This window comes from Deltaproteobacteria bacterium (assembly GCA_016874755.1).
Lineage (GTDB): Bacteria > Desulfobacterota > Binatia > UBA9968 > UBA9968 > DP-20.
In genome coordinates this window covers 30,298-52,584 of record VGTH01000033.1, presented here as the reverse complement: position 1 = coordinate 52,584, position 22,287 = coordinate 30,298, and the positions used below count along the sequence as shown (strand labels likewise).

Annotated in this window: 21 protein-coding genes; 11 read left to right on the top strand and 10 right to left on the bottom strand. The window is 57.0% G+C overall.

Features of this window, described 5'->3' with window-relative positions; translation table 11 throughout:
* Positions 1–31 precede the first annotated feature (31 nt).
* From FJ145_18685 to FJ145_18655, 7 genes are all read left to right on the top strand, one after another.
* A complete protein-coding gene (locus FJ145_18685; protein ID MBM4263443.1) occupies positions 32–748 on the top strand; it encodes a class II aldolase/adducin family protein in 717 nt (238 codons plus the stop codon).
* A 33-nt stretch (positions 749–781) separates the two neighbouring features.
* Positions 782–1,504: a class II aldolase/adducin family protein gene (locus FJ145_18680; GenBank protein MBM4263442.1), complete on the top strand. Its 723-nt coding sequence runs from the start codon at positions 782–784 to the stop codon at positions 1,502–1,504.
* A 68-nt stretch (positions 1,505–1,572) separates the two neighbouring features.
* The gene (locus FJ145_18675; GenBank protein ID MBM4263441.1) at positions 1,573–2,259 is read left to right on the top strand and encodes a hypothetical protein; all 687 of its coding nucleotides are present in this window, start codon (positions 1,573–1,575) and stop codon (positions 2,257–2,259) included.
* Between the two features lie 134 nt (positions 2,260–2,393).
* Positions 2,394–3,401: a hypothetical protein gene (locus FJ145_18670; GenBank protein MBM4263440.1), complete on the top strand. Its 1,008-nt coding sequence runs from the start codon at positions 2,394–2,396 to the stop codon at positions 3,399–3,401.
* Between the two features lie 112 nt (positions 3,402–3,513).
* On the top strand, positions 3,514–4,527 hold the full coding sequence (locus FJ145_18665) for a phosphate/phosphite/phosphonate ABC transporter substrate-binding protein (protein MBM4263439.1): 1,014 nt from the start codon (positions 3,514–3,516) through the stop codon (positions 4,525–4,527).
* 205 nt (positions 4,528–4,732) lie between these two features.
* Complete coding sequence (locus FJ145_18660) at positions 4,733–5,278, top strand: hypothetical protein (protein ID MBM4263438.1); 546 nt, start codon at positions 4,733–4,735, stop codon at positions 5,276–5,278.
* Positions 5,279–5,296: 18 nt separating this feature from the next.
* On the top strand, positions 5,297–6,418 hold the full coding sequence (locus FJ145_18655) for an amidohydrolase (protein ID MBM4263437.1): 1,122 nt from the start codon (positions 5,297–5,299) through the stop codon (positions 6,416–6,418).
* 168 nt (positions 6,419–6,586) lie between these two features.
* On the opposite strand, the gene FJ145_18650 is transcribed toward FJ145_18655, so the two are convergent.
* Together FJ145_18650 and FJ145_18645 are read right to left on the bottom strand one after the other, a co-directional pair.
* Positions 6,587–7,588 carry an ABC transporter substrate-binding protein gene (locus FJ145_18650; protein ID MBM4263436.1) on the bottom strand — a complete coding sequence of 334 codons (1,002 nt, stop codon included), beginning with the start codon at positions 7,586–7,588 and terminating at the stop codon, positions 6,587–6,589.
* A gap of 10 nt (positions 7,589–7,598) precedes the next feature.
* Positions 7,599–7,997, bottom strand: coding sequence for a hypothetical protein (locus tag FJ145_18645; GenBank protein MBM4263435.1), 399 nt, complete (start codon positions 7,995–7,997; stop codon positions 7,599–7,601).
* Between the two features lie 152 nt (positions 7,998–8,149).
* On the opposite strand from FJ145_18645, the gene FJ145_18640 reads away from it, so the two are divergent.
* The gene (locus FJ145_18640) at positions 8,150–8,332 is read left to right on the top strand and encodes a hypothetical protein (GenBank protein MBM4263434.1); all 183 of its coding nucleotides are present in this window, start codon (positions 8,150–8,152) and stop codon (positions 8,330–8,332) included.
* 573 nt (positions 8,333–8,905) lie between these two features.
* On the opposite strand, the gene FJ145_18635 is transcribed toward FJ145_18640, so the two are convergent.
* From FJ145_18635 to FJ145_18610, 6 genes are all read right to left on the bottom strand, one after another.
* Positions 8,906–9,709: an alpha/beta fold hydrolase gene (locus tag FJ145_18635; protein MBM4263433.1), complete on the bottom strand. Its 804-nt coding sequence runs from the start codon at positions 9,707–9,709 to the stop codon at positions 8,906–8,908.
* 1 nt (position 9,710) lies between these two features.
* Complete coding sequence (locus tag FJ145_18630) at positions 9,711–10,091, bottom strand: cupin domain-containing protein (protein ID MBM4263432.1); 381 nt, start codon at positions 10,089–10,091, stop codon at positions 9,711–9,713.
* 88 nt (positions 10,092–10,179) lie between these two features.
* On the bottom strand, positions 10,180–11,403 hold the full coding sequence (locus tag FJ145_18625) for a Rieske 2Fe-2S domain-containing protein (protein ID MBM4263431.1): 1,224 nt from the start codon (positions 11,401–11,403) through the stop codon (positions 10,180–10,182).
* 164 nt (positions 11,404–11,567) lie between these two features.
* Positions 11,568–12,593, bottom strand: a complete 1,026-nt coding sequence (locus FJ145_18620; protein MBM4263430.1) for a hypothetical protein — start codon at positions 12,591–12,593, stop codon at positions 11,568–11,570.
* A gap of 87 nt (positions 12,594–12,680) precedes the next feature.
* Positions 12,681–14,027, bottom strand: a complete 1,347-nt coding sequence (locus FJ145_18615) for a Rieske 2Fe-2S domain-containing protein (GenBank protein ID MBM4263429.1) — start codon at positions 14,025–14,027, stop codon at positions 12,681–12,683.
* Positions 14,028–14,082: 55 nt separating this feature from the next.
* Positions 14,083–15,102 (bottom strand): ABC transporter substrate-binding protein, encoded by a 1,020-nt coding sequence (locus FJ145_18610; protein MBM4263428.1) that lies wholly within the window; start codon positions 15,100–15,102, stop codon positions 14,083–14,085.
* A 44-nt stretch (positions 15,103–15,146) separates the two neighbouring features.
* On the opposite strand from FJ145_18610, the gene FJ145_18605 reads away from it, so the two are divergent.
* The 3 genes from FJ145_18605 to FJ145_18595 all read left to right on the top strand — a co-directional run bounded on the left by FJ145_18605 (position 15,147) and on the right by FJ145_18595 (position 18,197).
* Complete coding sequence (locus tag FJ145_18605; protein MBM4263427.1) at positions 15,147–15,932, top strand: FadR family transcriptional regulator; 786 nt, start codon at positions 15,147–15,149, stop codon at positions 15,930–15,932.
* Between the two features lie 23 nt (positions 15,933–15,955).
* On the top strand, positions 15,956–16,993 hold the full coding sequence (locus tag FJ145_18600; GenBank protein ID MBM4263426.1) for an ABC transporter substrate-binding protein: 1,038 nt from the start codon (positions 15,956–15,958) through the stop codon (positions 16,991–16,993).
* Positions 16,994–17,123: 130 nt separating this feature from the next.
* The gene (locus FJ145_18595) at positions 17,124–18,197 is read left to right on the top strand and encodes a hypothetical protein (protein MBM4263425.1); all 1,074 of its coding nucleotides are present in this window, start codon (positions 17,124–17,126) and stop codon (positions 18,195–18,197) included.
* A 106-nt stretch (positions 18,198–18,303) separates the two neighbouring features.
* Here the strand turns inward: FJ145_18595 and FJ145_18590 are convergent, their stop codons facing one another.
* Both FJ145_18590 and FJ145_18585 read right to left on the bottom strand, forming a co-directional pair.
* Positions 18,304–19,065 carry an SDR family oxidoreductase gene (locus FJ145_18590; GenBank protein MBM4263424.1) on the bottom strand — a complete coding sequence of 254 codons (762 nt, stop codon included), beginning with the start codon at positions 19,063–19,065 and terminating at the stop codon, positions 18,304–18,306.
* Between the two features lie 978 nt (positions 19,066–20,043).
* Complete coding sequence (locus FJ145_18585; GenBank protein MBM4263423.1) at positions 20,044–22,041, bottom strand: non-ribosomal peptide synthetase; 1,998 nt, start codon at positions 22,039–22,041, stop codon at positions 20,044–20,046.
* Between the last annotated feature and the right edge of the window lie 246 nt (positions 22,042–22,287).

The following is a 22,287-nucleotide window of genomic DNA, read 5'->3' as shown; positions in this document are numbered from 1 at the left end:
TTCTACTCTGTGTCACAAGTCAGGAGCGAGAATGACTACCGTTTACCGAGGTCCTTATTTCAACTCCCCCGAGCTCAAAGAAATCAAAGCTAAAGTCGTCAATGCTTGCCTCATCCTCGATCGTGAAGGAATCACCGATGGCTTCGGTCATGTCAGCATGCGGATACCCGGGCACGATGCCTTCATCACCATCGCTCAGGTGAGCCCGGGCTGCGCCTCGCTCGACAAGCTCGTGTTGTTGGATTTCGATGGCAACTTTCTCGGCGGTGCGCAACCGGCGCCCTACGAATGGCCGATTCATGCCTGTATTCTAAAGGCGCGTCCCGATGTGAACAGTGTTTGCCACACCCACTCTAAATGGAGCGCGCTGTTCAGCGTGCTCAAAAGAAGCCTGCGGCCGGCGCACATGTACGGCCGGTTTCTTCCGGTAAGTGGCGCGCCGATTTATCCGCACGCTGGTTTGGTCACCTCAGTCGACCGCGGCCAAGCACTGGCGCAGTCTCTGCAAGACGGCGCGTCGACGTTGCTGCGCGCCCACGGCGACGCAGTGGTCGGCGCCAGCGTCGAGCAGGCGGTGCTGCGCACTGTGCAGCTGGCCTTTTTGGGTGAGCTTGCCCATATGGCAGCGGTGCACGGCGGGCCGGATTATTTGACCGAAGGCGAGCTTGCGACTTTCGCCGGCGACCGATCCTTTCCGGCGCGCCCCTGGGAATATTTTTTGAGCCGGCTGGGCGATCGTCGCGTTTGACAGGTTCAACTTCGCCAAAGTAGATTCGCCAATATGGCAGCCAGTCGCAAAAATGTGCCAACACTCGATTCTTCAGAGCTAAAAGAATTAACCGACAAGCTCATCACCTCTTGCCATATTCTCGACAACGAAGGCGTTACCGATGGCTATGGTCACGTCTGCGCGCGCGTGCCCAACTACGACGCGTTCATTACCATCGCTAATATCAGCCCGGGCTCAGTCACGCGCTCTCGGCTGATCATGCAGGACTTTGCCGGCAACCATCTCGACGGCGCAACCACGCCGCCCAACGAATGGCCGATTCATGCGTGCATTCTCAAAGCGCGGCCGGAGATCGTCAGCGTCGCCCACACCCATTCGAAATGGAGCACGATCTTTAGTGTGCTGCCGATCAAGCTGAAACCGCTGCACCATTACGGTAAATTTCTTTCCGCCGACGGGCCGCCGGTCTATGAAGGGGTGGGGCTCGTGCGCACCATCGAGCGCGGCAATGATCTAGCCAAAGCATTAGGCAACGGACCGGCGGTCCTCATGCGTGCGCACGGCGACGCGGTGGTCGGCGAAAGCATCGAGCAGATGATCGAGCGCACCACCAGATTGGCCATGCTCGGCGAATGGAATCACCTGGCGCTGCTGCACGGCCAACCGAAATATCTGAGCGCGGAAGAACTAGAAGTTTACAACGCCGACCAGCGTTTCCCGCTGCGCGGCTGGGAATATTTTGTCGATAGACTGAGAAAAAACGGCTTGGAGTAGTCGAGTGTTGGAGTTGCTGGGGGCCTACCCACCCACTCCAGTAATTAATTCGTTCGGGAGGTTTTCTCATGGCCACATCCAAAGAATGGGTTGCGCAGATCAAGAAAGACATTCAGACGTTTCCCAAGATTCGCATTAATCATCCGTTTCTGAAGGCCGTCGGCAACGGCACGGCGTCGCTGGACGACATTCGCGCCTGGACGATTCAGGATTATCAGTTTCGCGCCGCTGTGCCGCGCATCGCCATGCTGAGATATCTCGCCTGCACCGATCCGGAAATCGCGCAGAAGCTCTGGGGCGTGGTCGAGGAAGAGACTCGCGGCATGGACACGGGAAGCGCCGGCCATAACGAATTGGCCATCCGCTTCGCTAACTCGATCGGCGTCAGTCAGAAGGAACTAGAAAATGCTGAGCTGCGGCCGTCGACGGCGGCGCATCTTTACTATGTCGAGCTGATCATCCACACGCTGCCCTGGTTTGTCGTTATGTCGATCCAGATTGGCGCCGAGGGCACCTTTGGCCCGGCTGCTGCGGCGATTGGCCATGGCTTGCTCAAGAACTATAAAATGAAACCCGACGATGTCCGTTTCTTCACCGTGCACGCGGAAGCCGACGAAGATCACAGCAGCCTGGCCGAGGAAATCGCCACCAAATACCTCCACTCACCGGATCTGCAAGAGCAAACCCGCAAACACATGTTCCGGCGCATGGAACTGCTCTACGAGATCTGGTCGATCCCCGGCTATGATAAGTAATAATCCAAGGGAAAAGATTCACCACGAAGGGCACGAAGTTCACGGAGGCAAGAGAAGAAAATAGTTTCCGAACTTCGTCTCCTTCGTGTGCTTCGTGGTGAAAAAGCATTTCTCACATCGAGCGACAGGCAAAAATGGACCAACTTACACTAGGTTTCATCTCCGCCTACAACGAGCGCGTCGAGCCGTTCATGAACGGCACCATCAAGGTCGATGGCGTCGAGCTGATCCCTACGTACTCGCATCCGGCGGAGACGTTTTGGCGACAATTGAAATTCGGCGAGTTCGAAGTCGCTGAGATGTCGATGTCGTCTTTTCTAATCGCCCGCTCGCAGGGCGCCGATATGATCGCGCTGCCGGCGTTTCCCAGTCGGCGGCTATTTCAAACCGAACTCTCGTATCACCTCGACTCGGGTATCACGAAGCCGGAGGATCTCGGCGGTAAAAAGCTCGGCGTAGCCGAATACCAGCAAACAGCGGCGCTGTGGATTCGTGGCATTCTCGAACACGACTTCGGCGTATCGCAGTACAAAATTCACTGGTACATGGAGCGCAGCGAAGAGATGAGCCACGGCGGCGCCACCGGCTTCAAACCGCCGGAAGGAATTTCCTTTAGCCGTATCGATCGAAGCAAAAGCCTCAAGTCGACGCTGATGGCGCACGAATTGGACGTGGCGCATGTTTCTAGTCCGTGGGTGCGGCAAGCCAATACATTAGACCGTTCAAGCCGCATCGGCGGCGACGATTTGAGCAAGATTCGTCCGCTGTTTCCCGACCGCATGGCCGAGGGCGCGCGCTTCTACCGCAAGCACGGCTTTCTGCCGGTGAATCACGCCTACATTATCCGCGGCGACATCCACCGCCAACATCCGTGGCTCGCCGCGAAATTGTATGACGGATTCGTGCGCGCCAAGGCTCTAGCCAATCAAAAACTCACCGAGCAGATTCCAACCGCACTCATGTTCGGTCAGGAATATACCGCCAAAACCCGCGAGCTAATTGGTGAAGACCCGTTCCCATTCGGCATCAAGGCCAACCGTGCCATGCTCGACATGATTACCGGATTTTCTTGCGAGCAAGGGTTGACGCCGCGCAAGATGAAAATCGAAGAACTATTCGCCGAAAGCACGTTGGACACTTGAAGACTTAAGAATATTTCGCGCAGAGACGCGGAGTTCGCAGAGAAAGAAAATTTTCCGAGCCCTGCGCGCTCTGCGCCTCTGCGCGAGCCATGTCCGAAAGAGAACCCCCACAATGGCAACTCTCAAACTCGGCATCATCTCCGCCTACAACGAACGCGTCGAGCCGTTGATGCGCGGCATCGTCAAGGCCGAAGGCATCGAGTTCGAACCGACCTATTCGCATCCGTCCGAGACTTTCCTGCGCCAGTTGCGCGATCTAGAATTCCCCGTCGGCGAGATGTCGATGTCGTCTTACTTGATCGGCCGCGAGCGCGGCCTCGACATGATTGCCCTGCCGGTGTTTCCCAGCCGCCGGCTGTTTCACACCGAGCTTTCCGTTCATACCGACTCCGGCATCACCAAACCGCAAGATATCGTGGGCAAACGGATCGGTGTCAGCGAGTATCAGCAAACCGCTGCGCTCTGGCAGCGCGGCATTCTCGAACATGATTTCGGCGTGTCGCAGCACAAGCTTGATTGGTACATGGAGCGCACCGAGGAGATGAGCCACGGCGGCGTCACCGGATTCACGCCACCGAAGAACATTGCGTTTCATCGTGTGCCCCCTGAGAAAAGCTTGGCATCGATGCTGGTGCACCACGAGCTGGACGTCGCGGCGATCAACAGCCCATGGAAAAACTCCCCCAGCCAGCTCGGCCGCTCGCACAAGATCACCGGCGCGGAGGGCGACTGGAGCAAAGTGAAGATGCTTTTTATTGATAGGATTGCCGAGGGCAAACGCTTCTTCAACAAGTGGGGTTTTCTACCCGTCAATCACGCTTACACCATCCGCGGCGATATCTACCGTAAATATCCCTGGGTCGCATTCAATCTCTATAGCGGCTTCGTCAAAGCTAAAGAACACTTCAACGCCAGATTGGAAGAGAGCATCCCGTCAGCGCTCTTCTTTGGCAAAGAATATCTACACCAGACCCAAGAAATCTTCGGCCGTGACCCGTATCCGTACGGCATCAAAGCCAATCGCAAGCTGCTGGAGACGTTGATCGAGTTTTCTTTCGAGCAAAAACTGACGACGAAGAAGATGAAAATCGAAGAACTGTTCGCGGAAAGCACGCTGGACCTGTGATGCCGATTGGAGTGATGGCGTATTAGAGTATTGAAATATCAGGAAACTCTTATGAAAAAACTATTGCTTGCCGCAGCTATCGCGGGAGCGTGCCTATTCTCAGCCTTATCCGTTAACGCCGCTCAATACTTTGAGCGCACGCCGCGGCAAAACGAACGCGCTTTTTCCCCGGCGGTGATCACCGAAGACGGCAAAATGATCTGGCTTGCCGGTCACCGAAGGCATCGCGTTCATGAAGCGGCATCGCAGCGACAGCGAGCGCATGATCGCCAAGTACATGAAAATTTCCGATCCCCAGTTGGCAGCCATCGAAAACAATTTCTACAGCGTGCTCTACCCTGACTATCCGCTGGCTACGGTGGAATGCATACGACTGATCCTGGACAATCTCGCGTTGGAGAATCCAGAGGCGGCGCGCCGTGATGCGAGAGAGTTCGTCGACCATTCACCGATCATAAGCCGAGTCGGACGGCGACAACATTGTTCCCATGCTCCGCGGCATCAAGGGTGGATTGGACTTTCTCAGCGTCAATCAAGAAAAAGTCGCGACAGTGGTCACGAAGAAAAGCTCCTTGGGCGACCCGGCCACCGTGCGCCAGGTGATCAACCATTTTCCAACCAATACTCGATCGCCATCATCGATTCGCTAATCGCCGCCGCCAAGATTGAGACCGAAGCTAAAAAACTCGGCGGTTCAGATAAGTTCTTTGCCCGGCAATTCGTCAACAGGGTATTGGGACAAAGTCGCTGAATCTGGCCCCGTTAGCATATGTGGCAGCGGTCGATTCCGTTCGCCCTGAGCTCAGTCGAAGGGCTCCGATGTTTCGTGCGCATTGACGAGGAGCAAACAATGAAAACCAGCAAACCCAAGCCGCGCATCATCGACGCCGACGGCCACATCCGCGAGACCGACGAGGAAATCATCGAATACATGTCGCCGGGCTACCGCAACCGGCGCGACGCCATGCTCTATTTTCCGTTGACACCGCACCACGGCTGGCACCGCTCGATTCCCGCCAATGATTTTCGCCCGTCGGACTTCCGCGTGCCCGATTGGCAGGAGTGGGTCAGCAAATTGGATGAAGGCGGCTTCGAGCTAACGGTTCTTTACCCCACTCGTTTCATGCACATCGGCCAGATCGGCAACCCGCCCTACGCCGTCGAGCTATGCCGCGCCTACAACGATTACTTGCACGATCGCTTTCTCAAACACGACAAGCGCTTTCGCGGCATGGCGCTCTTGCCGATGCAGGACCCGCAGGCCGCAGTGAAAGAACTCCGCCGCGCCGTGAAAACATACGGCACTGTCGGCGGCATCGTGCCCGCCGAGGGGTTGTCGCTGCCGCTCGGCCACAAACAATTCTGGCCTGTATTCCAGGAGGCCGACAAGCTCGGCTGCGCCTTATCGATTCACTCCTGCAACTCGCTGCGAGATAACGACCGCTATCTCGTACCCAACGAAGCCGCGACGTTGACTCACGTGATCCCACAAATGCGCCAGTTCACCAACATCATGTTCTCCGGTGTCATGAACAAGCTGAAAAACTTACGCCTGGGATTTCTCGAAGCCGGCTGCGGTTGGACGCCGTTTCTAATTAGCAAAATCGAAGAACGGCTAGAACGCGTGTCACCCAAAGAACGGCCGATTCTGCCGAGCGAACTCCTCGCGCGCAAACAGCTCTACTTTCAATGCGGCGAAGAGACCACGACAAAACGCGACGTCGAGCTGCTGGGCGACGACTGCCTCTTGTGGGCCTCCGACTTCCCCCACGAAGCGACACGCACCGACATGAAAAAGCTGGTCAAGGAACACTTTTCCAGGAAAGATCTAAGCCCAATAACGAAGAAGAAAACGATCTACGATAACGCGAAGCGCTTCTATCGACTTTAGATTTCGCCGAAAATTACCCGAGGTCAGGGCTCCACCGAACATCTTTTTCTCTGCTGCCGTGACGCCGGGTCATTTAGATATCAATCGGCGGTTTAGCACCGACACCCACGGGCGTTACAAATACTCGGCGCTACGCATCTTTAATCGTCAACGCCATGGGGAATCTTTCTATTGTTGCAACCCTTTGATAAACCCGCTCTGCTCCAATTCCCGCACAATCTTTCCGTCGGCGTGCTCCTCCGGTTTCGAAGTCTTCGCTTTGGGATTCGACGGCTCCAATCCTTTCAATAAGCTGGCGACGCCCGGCACGGACGGATGCGGGGGGATGACAAAGTTATTCTTGACGATCATGTCGTAGCTTTCGTCGAGCAGCTCACGGTCGTCGGTGCGGAAGATCTTGCCCATGGAGCGCGTCGCGAAGTTTTTGTCGCGCTGGCCGCGCACGGCGCCTTCGATGTAGGCACGCATGAAGCGGCGCACTATATCTTCGTTGGTTCTTAGATAACGGCGCGTTGTTACGACACCGTTGATGTGATACTCGGCGTCGAGCTTGGACATGTCGAGCAGCTCTTTGAGCTTGCTCTTTTTTGCCTGCAGAGTCGCCGGCGGGCTTAGTGCCGCGGCGTGAATGCGGCCCGTGGAGATAGCCACCACAGTGTCCGCCGGACTGGAAGTTTGAACCATGGTGATATCGCGCTCGGGGTCAATGCCGTAGAGACGCAGGGCAAATCGTGATGCCAGGTCGGACAGCGACCCAAATCGCGTCGTGCCGAACACCTTGCCTTTCAAGTCCTCCATGCGCGCGATACCTGGCGTGGAGTAAATCCAAAAGAGAAATTTCTTGACGATGGTCGCAATGATCACCGTATCGGCGCCGGAAAAATTCGCCTGGAGCGACGCCGCCCCGCCAAGCTGGATAATCGGCAGCTCGCCTGAGAGCATCGCTTGCAGCGCTAGACTGCTTCCCGGAATGCTAATCGCTTCGACGCTCAAACCGTTCCTCTCGTAAAGACCGGCGTCCTTGGCAAACCACATCGACATCTGCGTCGCCGAGGTGGAGCCGCCGCCAATACGAATCCGGTCCAGCTTCTTGTCCTGTGCGAGACCATCCGACGCACTCATCAGAGCCAGCCAGACTACCCAGCACCCGAGCCATTGATATTTGGCCATAGAAAACTCCTTAACGACCGTTTGCGCTCTTGCTGACCGCCTGCGCGCCAGCCAGGATCTCACGCGCGGGAGTTGACAGGAGGCAGCCTTTGTCCGAGAAAAATCCCAGGAGCTGGGGCAGCCAATCTGCCTGCGCCAAATTCATTCGCGAGGCGAAAAACGCCCCGCGCCAATGAAAGATAATATCATGCCCGCCAACCCATTGACGCGCGTCGACCATCTCGACGTCAGCATAGCTGCGGCGCCTGTGTTTGACCAGATTGTACTCGACGCCATCGCCGTGAAGTACCAGGCTTGGGTTCAGGTTATTGGACGCCACCCCGATGAGGGGCCAGCGTTTGAACACCTGAAACGCCGCTCGCAGCGGGACAGCCAAGCCGGCGGCCGGTAAGGGTGTGGGAATGATCATGATCCGACCCTAACCTTTTAGGCAAACCCGGTCGGCACGTCAAGGATTTGACCGCCAAGCGCGCGCCTTCGTTTAGTGCATCGAAATTGCATGTCCCTTCGTCTAAGAAGTGAACGCGGCACGAAGTGCCTCTCGACGGAAGGAGCAAGGCTATGGCGACTTATAAAATTTGGCTGGTCGGAACCCAGGAAGTATCCATCGAAGAAGCCAACTCCGAGCGTGAAGCCTGTGCAAAAACCGGCTGGAAGCTCAGCGAGTGCGAGCTCCAGTTGATCCCGGAACGGGCAATCATCCGCAAGTACGAACGGACTCTAGAGACCGCGGCCGCTGCCTGAACGATCGGCAGATCCCGCGCCATCGGCGCGCGCCGTCGCCGCTCACCAGGTGAGGTATTCGACGCGGCGTTCGCCAGACTCTCCGCTGGGAGGTCTCTCACCTTGATCGCCGCCCAAAAAGATTATCGCTGATACGCTGCGACAATCGGTAAACTCATGGCACGATGCCGATTCGGCGCAGCGTCTCTCCGCGAATGCGCTGCATTTCGAATTGCAGCGTTTTGCTCTGCGCCGGCTCAATGTGCAGCCACAGCGCCGCATCGCCGGGGCCTCGCTCGGGTCGCCCACCGCCCCACAGTGTGGACAAGTTTCTGATCGCTATTGCTTTCATGATGGCTCTCCTTTCCGCTCGCTGCTGCCAAAATCCTAACGATGGCAATAGCAGCCGCCATGCCAGCGCGTGCAGTAAGCAGCCAAAGTTACGAGCAATGAAATATTTGAGGAAAAACAGCGGGAATCACGCTCAACGGATGCGCGATACCAGATCAGTCGCGTATCTGAAAGGATACGGGGAACAGAAAACCGGGAGAATCAAGTAAACCTAGTTTACATCCGCCGGAAAAACCGTTGACACTAGCCCTTCAGGAAGTCCACGACCAAGCGGTTAAACCGCTCGGCCTGATCCCATTGCACCCAGTGGGCGCACTGGTCGAAGAGATGAAACTCGCAGTTCGGCATCAACTGGAAAAGTAAGATACCGCGCTCCACCGAAACGCCGCGATCTTGGGCACCCCACAGGAGCAATGATTTCTTCTTGAACTGGCGCAACTCATCAAAAACTGGCCGCGGCGGTCTGACACCGCGGCGGCGTTCTGCGGCTTCTTGGTTCTTGCCGATGCTCATTTCGTAGCGGGCCTGGACCAACGCTTCGGTTACCAGCTCCTTTTTGCACAAAGTGCTCAGCGTGAGCTTGCGCATGTTGTCCAGGCCTGGCACATACTCGCGCAGCTCCTCGGAATGTTTCTGCCCCAGCGCTGCCGATTCCTCGGATCCTCTCGGTGCCAACGTACCGCTGGTCGTCGTAACAAACTTGACGACACGTTCGTCTTCCAACGCCAATCGCGCGGCAATGTAACCACCCACTGAGTTGCCGATCACGTGATAGCGATCGAGTTGCAAGGCATTGACGAACGCCCTGGCATGCGTGACGCGATATTCGATCGACAAATCCGCGGGGTTGTCGCTCCGGCCGTAGCCGGCTTGGTCGTAGGCGTAGACCGTAAAGCCCGCCGCCGCCAGCGGTTCGATATTCAACTGCCAATTGACCTGCGCCGATGCGCCCGGCGCGGCACCGTGAAACATGACCAGCGGAAAGCCGCTGCCGGCTTTCACGTAAAACGTCTTTATGCCGTCGGCGTCGATGTAATGCTCTTCCATGCTATTTGCCTTGACCCGCTTCAGCGTAGCGCAGCACTTTGCCGCCCTTGGGCGCCCGCGTCGGTCCGTAGGGCGTGTCTTTTTCAATGTAGATGCAGGCACCCTCTTTGTAGACCGTGCCGCCAATCTCGATCTCACCTTCGAGCACGTAGAACATCTCGTGATAGGGATGGCTGTGCACAGGAATATCAGTGTCAGGCCCCCAGTTGCGAATCATCATCTCCGGACCGTTGCCGCCAGGAGAGACATACAGCCATTGGGTGAAGCCGCGGCCGCTTTTCACTTTTTGAACGTCGTTTTCGTTGGTTGCGTAGATTGCCATTTCGCTTCCCTCAAAAGACTCACCACGAAGGTACGAAGGACACGAAGTCGGAAAAAACATTTAGGATATTCTTCTCTTACCTTCGTGCTCTTCGTGACCTTCGTGGTGAATTTTCCCTCTCCGAGTTTTGTGCCTTTTGCGCCCATCCTCATCCGACCGCCGCGGTCTTGGACAAATTCCGCTCGCTCTCCGGTACCCACTTCTCGTAAGCTGGTATCACAATCATCTGGTTCTTGGTCGGGTCGCGCACGACACAGCGCGGGTCTTCGCCGCGTTTTACTTTCTCGATCTCGCGCAGATACATCTGGCGCAATTTGATAATGCCGTCGTCGATGGCTGGGCCGAGATTTTCGTTCTCGCGATCGGCGATCGCCGGCATGCTGTCGACGACCATGCCGTCTTCGATAAAATGCAGCGGCGGTATCGGATAGCCCAACTCAGGCTCGTCGGAATCCAGATATTCTTTGTAAGGCACGATGAACTGCTGCGGCGGCTTCCAGCGTTTGCTGAACGGATCGCCTTCATACTTGCCCGCATTGTCGCCAGGCTTAAAGCGCACCCGCATCAAGAGCGTGTGCGTGTCGTCGATGGGCACACTCCAGCGCGCCGCCGACACCGGTGTGCCGGTTTGCTTGCCGGCGAGATAGCGCCCGCCGCTGCCGCCACAGCTAACACCTGGCATCAGCAAATGATGCTCGCGATAGTTCAAAACGCCGGGCTCTTTGGTCTTGCGATAGGCTTTATAAACCATGCCCCAGTCGGTTTCGTGAAAGCCCAACTCCGGCTCCGTGCTCATAATGTCTGGCCAGGCACCACCGTGGGTGAAGCTCGGATGCACCGGATCCATGCCATTCTCGACGCACTGCAGCCAGTTGCAATTCTGGATGCCTTGAATGGTCAGATAAACTTCGCCGTCGCCGACAAGGAAATTGTAGCGCGGCACCAGCGGCACCGGCTGAGGGCCGAAATAGGCGAAGATCAAACCGCCCAGCTCTTCGACCGCATAGGCCGAAAGGCGAATCGATTCCTTCTTCAGCTCGCTGTTAGGCGGCTCGCCGGGAATCTGCACACATTGACCCTGCGTGTTGTACAACCAACCGTGGTAGCGGCAGCGCACGCCGTCACGCTCGACGTCGCCGAGGCACAAGTTGGCGCGCCGATGCGCGCAGTAGGCGCTGATCACGCCCGCCTTGCCAGTGCCGTCGCGAAACAGCACCAAGTCTTCGCCGAAGACACGAATGAAAGTCGGCTTAGTTTTCAGATGCTTGGAAATACCGATGGGCCACCAATAACGCCGCAGGAACTCGCCCATCGGCGTGCCCTTGCCGGTGCGAGTTAAGATTTCATTTTCTTCCTTGGTTGTTTTGTACATGAGAATTCCTCCTGAGAATTAACCACAAAGAAGCACAAATAATAGGATCGGAGATTGAACCGCAAAACGCTTGTCGTGAGCGATGTCGAAGGGCGCAAACAGAATCTTTGTAGGGGCGGGTTTCAAACCCGCCCGCTCGATTTGCTCTCTGTGGTTAAGACTCCCTAGTGCCCTAGTATTTTCTTCATCCGCTCGACTACATCCGCTGGCTGCACGACGACTTTTTTGCCGATCGCTTCCAGCTCTTCGCCCGTAACCGGCTCCAACTCCCAGCCGCGCGTTTTCGCCTCGCTGACAAATTCCGGATCGGCGAGCGCTCTCTTGAACGCATCGCGCAGTACTTTCACTCGCTCCGGCGGCGTGCCCGGCGTGGTCGCCAGCGGCCGGCCGATTTGATCCGGCGACAACAGCACACTCGCCAGGCGGCGCGTGCCCTCCGGCGCTTTGCGCTTATCCATCAGCTCAGACAACGTTGGTACGTCGCTGATACGTGGGTCGCGCTTGACGCCGCCATGGATCAAAACCCTCGTAAACCCCGTCTTTGCCCAGCTCTTGCTCGGCTCACTGCCGAAGTAGCCTTCCAAGCTTCCGGCGCGGCACTGGACTTCGTTTTTCTGAATCGCGAGGTCAATCTCCGCCGCACCGGGGTAACCCAAGACCAGATTGAACTTAACGCCTAACACTTCTTCAACAAGCCTCGGAAAGTAATGTCCCACCGTGCCCAGCGCCGTAGCGCCGCACTTTGGACCCTCTGAGGTTTTCAAATCTGCGACGGTTCGAAACGGTGCATCGCTGCGGATATAAATGATCCGCTGGGTCTGCTCCGGCGAGCCGATCCAGACAAACTTCGACCAGTCGAACTGAACTTCTTTGGCGCCGATCAACTGATTGAAAAACAATCCCGGCGTGAAGAAGGCCATCGTCAGGCCATCTGGCTTCGCCACGTTGTAAACGTAATTGGCCGCCGTAAGCGAGCCAGCCCCCGGCATGTTGTGCAAAATAATCTGCGGCTTGCCTGGAATGTGCGGCGTCATTGCGCGCGCCAAAGCGCGGCCCCACAGATCGCTGATGCCGCCGGCGGAAAAACCCAGCACCAAGCGGATCGTCTTGTCTTCGTAGAAGTTAGCTTGGGCTAACGCCGAAACGGTCCAAACACAAACCAGCAATATCGCGCAGGCAATTCGTTTCAAAAAACCCTCCGTTAAGCGAATGCAACTTATCACAGGATGCTGAGAATTGTCAGGTGGCAAACCGTCAGGGGCGATGGTTGCACAGACTCATTCCGGCGGCACAGTAACCGTCGCGCGCGCGCCTTCGACCCAATCGATACCATCGGGAATGACAACGGCGCAGCCGCGCACGCGGTAGACGCTGCGATCTTTGGCGCCCGGAGGATTGGCGCCGCGCTCGCGCCAAGCCTGCGCTGCGTCCAACAACATTTGGCGCGCTTTAATCACGGTCATATCGCCGGCGCAAAGATTCTCCCTGGTGCGATCGAGGATCGCCGTTGGCCCTTCGTTCTCAGTGACCGCAACGTCCTGCAAATTGACCCCGGCGATGCCGAAACGGCGCGTCTGGTGCAGCTCCCAGTTCATCAAATAATCGTTGGCTTTTTTCGCTTTCGTTCGGATATGACCGAACGGCACCGCATTGGTCGGCGCATCATACGCCTCCTCGGCGAAACCGCCGCGCAGCGTTTCCTTGGACGCTTGTTTAATCTCTTTGCTCGGAAACCATTTGATCTGCCACTTGACGCAGCTCTCATCGTCGACGGGAATGTAGGCCCGCGCCTGCTTCTGATCGCCACCCGGCGGCATGGTGTAAAAAGGCATGATGAACTGATTGATGCGCCACAGGCTCTTGCCATCGCCCGCCGGCCGCTTGGCGCCGTAGGTGAAACCGCCGGGGGTGTCGGCGATGGCCACGTCCAACGGCGTGCGTGCACCGGAGCGCTGCGCCACGCGGTGCTGATCCGGTTGCTGCGTCGCCGTCAGCTCTTCATCACCAAGATCGTAGGGTGAGTGGAGCCACATGACATGGGTGGGATCGATGCCGCCTTCGAGCACCTGGAGATAATTGCATTCTTGGTAGAACAAGCGATACTGCCGGTCGTCATCGCCGACCCGGAGAAATTCCAAATCGGGCAGCTCGGGCTGCGAGCCGCCGCGCCCCAGGTAGGCCCAAATTACGCCGCCATGTTCCACGCAAGGATACCCGGCATGATGGATATCGTCGCAGAACGAAGACTCGGCCGGCACGTTCGGCATCTCCATGCACTTACCGTCCGGCGCAAACTTCCAGCCGTGGTAAGCGCAGCGCAGTCCCTCGTCTTCAACGCGACCATAAAACAGCGGCGCCAGACGATGCGGACAGAAAGAACCGATCAAACCAAGTTGGTTATTTTTAGCACGGAACAAAACCAAATCTTCACCGAGCAGCTTCACCCGCAAAGGCCGTCCGCCTGGCGCTTGCACATCCACTGACGGCGTCACAGGCAGCCAATATTGCCTAAAGAAATTCCCCATCACCGTGCCAGGACCAACGCGCGTCAACGCATCGTTTTCCTGCTTGGTAAAATGATGGAGCTGGTCCCGACCAGCTCCGTATGCGCTCTCAGATTTCATCAACCGATTCGCAGGGTGACCAGCCGGTCGCCCCTACTTGCCTACTGCCGGCTGCTTATTTCTTAAAATCCATTCGCGGGTCCCAGGTATTGATCATGCCCAACTCGTCGAGCACTTCTTTCAAATATTTGAAATTGTAGTAGTCGCTCACCGGCTTCACCGGCAGATTCCATTCTTTGGTGTAAAAATCGACCTTGCGCTGGTAAGCATCCAGGTTGAGCACCGGTCCCCACTCCTTGTTTACCTCATCGTACGCCAGATTGGCCAATTCGCGATTGATGAAATGGTTGTGGCGCAAAATCGAATCCAGCGCTTCCTGCTTGCTGTATTTCGCCACCATGACGCCGCGCAACAGCGCGCGCACCATGCCTTTGACCACGAATGGCTTTTCCGCGATGACCGCCGGCGAAGTCGAAAACCCCGCCTCGGGAATTTCAAAAAAATCGCGGCACGAGCTCAGCGCGTGGCCGCCCATCTGCACCGCGATATTCCAGTGCGGTGGATCGCAGCAGACCGCGTCCACGTCACCGCGATCAAACAATTCTAAGCGATAACGCTCGGTGTTGGGCGGTTTGCCGCGGCTATCGATCCAGGTCACGTCTTTTTCCGGATCGACACCGAAGTGGCGCATCACCATCTTTGCATCCATGCTCGAACCGCCCTTTAAGTCGCCGGCGATCTTTCTGCCCTTCAAATCCTGAACATCTTTGACGTAGGGCTTGGCGACAAACACATGCGCGGTGCGATTGGCGATCGAGACCACGTTAACCTCACCGTCGATGTGATCGCGGTTCTCCAACACCGAGCGAAACGGCGGCGAGCCGCCGGGCGACTGAAAAACAATCTCGCCGTTTTTGCGCCAGCCGTGGCGCGGGTGTTGGCTATCGGGTATGCCCTGCACCGGGCGCAAGTCGACGTCCAAACCTTCTTCTTTGAAAAAGCCTTTGTCGTGCGCCACCCACATGGGCGTCAGATTCATCGGCAAGGCCGGGCCGAAGACGACGATTTTTTCGTTGGAACTCACTTTTTTGTTTTCCTTTCGTTTGGCCTCGATTGGTCTGGCCAAACAACCCATGGTTTGCTATAACGCAGCAGCATCTAGACTGTCAAGGAACACATTTGGTCAGACCAATGATTGCTTACACCAGCCGCGTCGACAAGATCGCCAATGACCTGCAGCAGCAAATCACCAAGGGCAAACTGCGCCCGGGCGACCGCCTGCCTGCCGAGCGCAGCCTGTGCGTCTCTTTCGGCGTCGGGCGCACCACCATCCGCGAAGCATTGAAGACCCTGGTCGCACGCGGCGTCATCGGCCGCAAAGGGCGCGGCACGATCATCGCCGATTCTCAGAATATCTTACAACCGGGACTCGACCTTGCCGGCCTGGCGGCCCAAGTGAACATCAAGCAGCTCTACGAAGTTCGTAAACTCATCGAGGTGCAAATTGCCGGTTGGGCCGCCGCGCGGGCAACGCCAAAGGAGATCAAAGCGCTGCGCCGTGCCCTCGACCCTTCCCTCACGCCACGGGGCCCTCATCGCGCATTCCACGGCGCCCTTGTGCAAGCGGCGCACAATCCGGCACTGGCGCAGATTTACGACTCCGGCGGCCAAATCTTCTTTCGCCTGCCGTTTTTCTGGAAGCTGTTTGACGACACCGAAGTCAAAGCGGTGCGCGAGCGGCGCCACGAGATGGCGCGGCGCTGGCATGAACAAATCCTGCAAGCGATCGAACAGCATGACGTGCCGGAAGCAAGAGGTGCGATGTTCCAGCATCTCGATATGATGGAAAAGGACTTGTTGAATCGACTGTCTCCTGGAAATGACAAAACCGCGCTGCACCCGCTGCTCCAGGACTCGCCGATGAACAACAACAAAATTTCACCAGCCAAGCGCGCGGCGCGCTAGAATGGTCAAGAAGGTATCTCGTTATGAAAGTATGGCTCCTCTTAAGTGCACTATGGTTTGGGTTACACGCAGCGCCGCTCAGCGCCGGCGAGGCGAAAGCACCGCTCAAGCTGCGCGTCGGTCTGGGGTCGTCACCGGTCCCGCCGCTGCCCAATTCCGTCCTTTGGCTTGCGAAGGACTTGGGCTTCTATCAGCGTGAAGGTCTCGATATCGAGCTAATTGAGTTTCAGGGCACGCCGCTGGCGATTGCGGCGATGATCTCGGGCGATATCGATGTCGGTAACGTCTCGACGTCTGAAGTCATACGACTCAGCGCGACCAAAGGCGCGCCGATGCGCGCGATTCATTCTCCTGACGCGCGGCTCTATTTCTTGATTGCCGCGCGCGACGAGATCAAGTCGCTGCAAGGTTTGGCCGGCAAGACCTTCGGCGTGGCGCGCTTGGGCAGCGTCGATCACACCCAATCGATGTTAACCCTCAAAGCCATGGGCGTGAACCCGGCCAGCCTCACCGTGATCGCCATGGGCGTGCCATCGACCCGCGCGCAAGCGTTGGTTGCCGGCCGGATCGATGCGACTTCCATGTCGGTGGGCACTTGGGTCACGATTCAGCGCGAGTCGGGTGTGAGAGTGCTGGTCGATCACAATACTTTTTTCGAGAACGCGACCGTAGTGGAAAAAGTCAACGCCGCGACGGCCAAAGTGATCGAAGAAAAACCCGAACAGCTACGCCGTTTCACGGCGGCCATCGTCAAAACCGCGCGCCACTTCGCCGACAACCAGGAATCGTGGGTCAACGCCATCACCAAGCGGCGCACCAAGCTCGACCGCGGCGATGCAATGAATCTATGGACAACCTTCAAAAGCTCCTGGGCGGTGAACGGCCTGCTGAATTTAGACATCTACAGAAAGACCGCGGAGTTTTACTACCAAACCGCGAGCTTTGAAAAAGTGCCGCGCATCGACGTCAACGAATGGACCGACACCCGCTTTCTCGACGGTGTGCTGAAAGAGACCGGCGTTTTCGCGCAGATCGACCCATTAGGGCGGCAAATTCGCTGAAGCGTGGCTTGACAGGCATTCAACTTGAGGTCAACAATCAACCCGAGATCGTAACTAGTGCTCGCGATTCTTCTGCCCGAAAGGGGTCGGCGAGCACCAGTAACGAAATAGAGAAACGGAGGATAAACTCATGGCAATCGGACTATCCCACGGCGGAACGACCATTTATTCTTCTCCCACCCTTTCCAACCAAATTCTCGTCGGCACGGCCCAAGGCTTGGCGACCATCGAGCGCAGCGGAGCGGAGTGGCGCATTGCTCATCGCGCGGTGACGGACAAGCACATCAGTTCCATCATGAAAGAACCGGAGAGCGGTTTGATTTTCGCTGGTGTGTTCCAAGGCGGCATCTTGGTCAGCGCCGACGAAGGCAAAACCTGGGAAGCCCGCAACAACGGCATGACGCAAAATAACGTCTACTCGGTGAATGCCAAACGGATGAACGGCAAAGTGCGGGTCTTCGCCGGCACGGAGCCAGCCCATCTATTCGTCAGCGAAGACCTCGGCGTGAACTGGAAAGAGCTGCCCAACCTGCGCTCGGTGCCGAGCGTGTCGAAATGGAGCTTCCCGGCCCCGCCGCACATCGGCCATGTGAAGCACATCAATTTCGATCCGAACAATCCAACGACCATCTATGCCTCCATCGAAGTCGGGGGTCTCCTACGCAGCACCGACGCCGGCGAGAACTGGGAAGAGTTCCCGAGCCTCTACGAAGACGTGCATCGGTTGATGATCCACCCGACCAATGCGAATTTTCTCTACGCCGTCACCGGCCGTGGTCTGTACACCGGTCCAGAGCGCGGTGCGCGCTGGGAACAGTGGACACGAAGAGAAGATGACATCGGCGGCTACCCCGACGGTTTCGTTTTCCGCCCGAGCGATCCGAAGCTGATGTTCATGACCGCCGCTCACGATGCCCCCGGCACCTGGCGCACTACCCATTTCGCCGGCGCGAGAATTTCGCGCAGCCAAGACGGCGGCAAAACCTGGGAGATTTTGAAGAACGGCCTGCCCGATCGCTTGCAGGCGAGCATTGAAGCCTTCTGCCTCGAAGAGGCAGGTAGCGCAACTTCGATCTACGCCGCCACCACCGCCGGCGAAGTGATCTGCAGCGAAGACCTGGGCGAAAGCTGGAAAGTAATCGTCAAAGGTCTCGCCCCGGTCTCCAAAGGCGGCCACTACCGCCCGCTGGTGCAGGCCGCGTAAGCATTTCCGCCTTACGCTCGTGCCTGCAGGGCCGGGCGTAAAGCTTTTTCGTATTAGCACAAGCTCACTGGCATCCGGCGAGGCAACAGTGATGAGGCGGATTTGGTTACACCCTTCCCGCCGTAACACCGCCATCGATGACGTAAACCCCACCGGTGATGTGGCTCGCTTTATCGGAAGCGAGAAACAACGCCAACTCCGCGACGTCGTTCGGTTCAACGACACGGCCAAGCGGGATTTCTTGCAACGGCTCTTTGATCTTGTCCGCCGCTATCATCGGCGAGTGAGTGGCGCCGGGGCAAATGCAATTGACGCGAATGCCATAAGGGGCCAGTTCGCGCGCCGTGGTTTTACTCAACATGATCAACGCCGCCTTCGATGAGCAGTAAGCGCTCCCTTCGGCGTAACCGACCAGACCGGCAATGGAAGCGATGTTGACAATGGCGCCTTTGCTAAACTTGAGATGGGGCAACGCATACTTCATACAAAGGTAGGCACCGCGCACATTGACCGCCATCGCCTCGTCCCACAGGGATGTTGAGACTCTGTCCATCGCCCCGAGCTTTCGAATGTCGGCATTGTTACAGAGCACATCGAGCCGACCGAACTGGTCGATCGTCCGGCGCAGCAGCGTTTGTACTTGTTTTTCGTTGCGCAGATCGGCAGCGATCAGCGCCCGCCGGCACTCGTATTTCTCGAGGCTCACGAGCACTCGTTTGCAGCGTTCCCGGTCAGCACTGGCGATCGCGACATCGTACCCCATGGCGGCAAACTTGCGCGCAATACCGAAGCCGATGCCAGAGCCGCCGTCGGTGACCAAAATAACCGGGCTGCTCGGTGCTGACTTTCTTGCGAGGTCGGCCGCCATAAAGACAGTTTACATCTTCTGACGGCCGTTGCCGATAGCACCGATCTTTTGACAATCGAACTCGAAAGGGATCCAAAAAGTGCAGCGAGGAAAGTTGGTGGGCCCACCTGGACTCGAACTTCTTCGAGCGAAAACGACGGAGGCGACGAAAACCGCTGAAGTTGTTGAGAAATAGAATGAATGTGGACTTTTTTGCGATCAGCGCGATCCCGCAAAATCCCACGTTTTACCCCGCAAATCCCCAAGAAACCGGAACGTTTCCCGGAACGCTTTTGGCAAATCCATCGCTACAAGGATTGCGGAGCGGGAGCTCCCATAAGCTTCTCAATAAGTTGTTACGGGCTCGATTGCGGTTGGCGCTCGGTCGCGGCGCGAATCTTTTTTGTTACAGCTTGATCGGCTTTTTGCGCCTTTACCAACACCTTTTGTTCAGGGGTTAGCGGCGCCGGCCGACCCAATAGCATTGTAAAGCGAGCCGCGCTACCATCTTGCCCTGGTAGCGCCACACAATGGCCAACCTTTGCATGCCCAGCGCTTCGCTGACAGTACGGCAGAGAAATACTCGCTGCGCGCAAACTCGACAGTGCCGGACCCGATTTTCGCCCGTACGATCAAGATCTTTCCAGTTCATCGGGCACTCGAATGCAAATTTCACGTCGTAATTTCGGATCGCGTTACGCGGTCGCTCACTTACCATGCCTTAGATCGCTAGCAACGGAGCGTGGCTGTCATTTACCGTTGGCGCACGCAAGCAATACAGCGGTCAGAAACTTGCCTGGACCAGAAGCGGAACACACCTGAACACGGCAAGCATGCTGCGTCCGATCCAGGTACCGGCCACGTGAGCGTACGTTCGGGCTTTCCCAGGACCGCCAGTTTCCGTTATGAGCTATACGTAGACGCGACCCCTTTTGGCTTTGATTCACTGTGGCGACGGATGCAACGGGATCAAATGCGACCCCCGGGACGGGTCGACAACTAATTTTTCGGCTCCGGCCTGTCTATATGGGACCCAGCGATAAGCCGCTCTGCGGTTTCATCAGGCAGGGACTCCAACTCCGCCAAGGTCCTTTCCGACTGCGACGCGGCAATTTTTCTGGCGGTATTTTCATTCATGATCCCTGCCATTTGGGCGATTGTCGGCGCACCGAGCAGGGATTGCAACGGCACTTCGATCTGGAGCTGTTTGTCAATCTGATTGATGATCTGCATCGCGGCGAGCGAGTGGCCGCCGAGCTCGTAGAAGTTGTCGTTGATGCCGACGCGATCTAGGCCCAGCACTTCGGCCCAGATACGTGAAAGCATCTGCTTCAGTGGGGTCTTCGGCGCGACGAAATCCGCGGTGAGAATCCGCTTTTTTTCGTGCCGCAAGGCCAGCGCTTGCCGGTCCACCTTCCCGCTGGGGCTGAGCGGCAGAAAGTCGACGACTACAAAAGCCGTGGGAACCATATATGAAGGAAGCTGCTCGCCCAGCAGCTTTCTCAGCTCTGTCGCTTGCAGCGGCGCGCCACCAAGCGGAACGATGTAAGCCGTGAGATGGCTGGTTTCGCCATCTTCCTCACGCGCCAGAACAGCCGCGTCTTTGATCATGGGGAGGCTCGCCAGCAGAGATTCGATCTCCTGGATTTCCACCCTATGGCCTCTTACCTTCACCATGAAATCCTTGCGTCCGCCGTAGACCAGGCACCCATCGGCCCGCAAGCGACCGCAATCGCCGGTCAGATATATTCGTTCTTGACCGCCGCCAGGATTGGGCAAAAACACAGCTTGGGTGAGATCGGGCCTTCTCCAGTACCCCGGAAATAGATATCGGCTGCGCACGGCGATCTGACCCACTTGGTCGGACTCCAGATACTTCCCTCCTTCGTCCAGGAGGAGAATCTCTTTGTCATCGACTGCATAGCCGACGGGCAGAGTGTTGTCCGTGATGACGCTGTGGCGGTCGAAAAAATGTTCTCGCACCGTGCCGCATTCCGCCGAGCCAAGAGAGTTCAGCATGATGCATTGCCGGGTGAAGTACTTCTGGAATATCTCCAGATTTTTCCGCCCAACAGCCTCACCTCCTAGATGGATAACCCGCAAGTTCGGAAAGGCCTCATTGCCGCTCAGGACATCCGGTAACTGTTGGAAAACCGACGGGGTCGAAAAGTAGATCGTGATCCCCTGTCGAAGGAGCCACTGTGCGAGCCGCCCTACGCCTTGGTGACCAACGTCGAAGGGACAGAGACAGGCACCGTTGAGCAAGGCGCCAAAGATATCTCTCAGCGACATATTGGAGCTGCAATAACTAAGAAGCGAGAGCCGGTCTTGCGCGCAGATATGCACGTCGCGTGTGTACGCGAATATCCGGTGCAGTAAGTTCCGATGGTTCTGCACGACTCCTTTTGGCTGACCCGTGGAGCCGGAAGTGTACATGATCAGCGCCGACGCATCCGGCCCGACCATGCATCCGGGGTTTCTATCCGGCAGACTCCCTGCTAACTCATCGACGTTCATTACCATGCGCGCATCTTTGGTAAGGCTGTGAGCCTGAGCGAGATTGGCTTGGTTCGTGACAATCAAGCGAGCGTGACTATCCTCCAGCATGAAGCCAAGACGCGCCTCCGGATAGGAGCTGTCCAGGGGAACGTAGATATTTCCGGCCTTCAATACCCCCAAGATCGCCGCGAGCATGTCGCAATCATGGTCAAACAAGATAACCACCGGCTCCGCATCGCCGCTGCAGCGATCGAGAATAGCCCACGCAATGCGATTAGCGTTCACGTTAAGCTCTTCATAGGTTAGGCTTCGCTGGTCGGTTTTCGCCGCAAGCCGCAGTGGATGGAGCCGCGCCATACGCTCGAATCTTTGGGCCAACGACTGCTCAACATGGTCTCGGCCAAAATCGCTGGCCGTTCCGATAGGATGAAAACAGTTTGCGCGAATCGCGGCCTGCTCTGGCGGCAGCTCTAGGGTGCGATGTTGTTGTCGATCCATGGCCGATGGGACAATGAGTGTTCGGTGTCAAAACTTTACTTTTGACATCTGCTCTTCAATCTCCACCAACGCTCGGCTCAGCGTACTGTCTTGCGCCGACTTTTCTCCCGTAGCCGCGTGCGCGCCCAACCCACCGAAGTGCAAGCCAGTTCCCTCGCTACAGTCCGTAGAAGCGACGCGGGTTGTCGCAGAGAATTTTTTCGATCACCGCCGGCGCTATGCTTTTCTTGCGCCGATCACACCCAC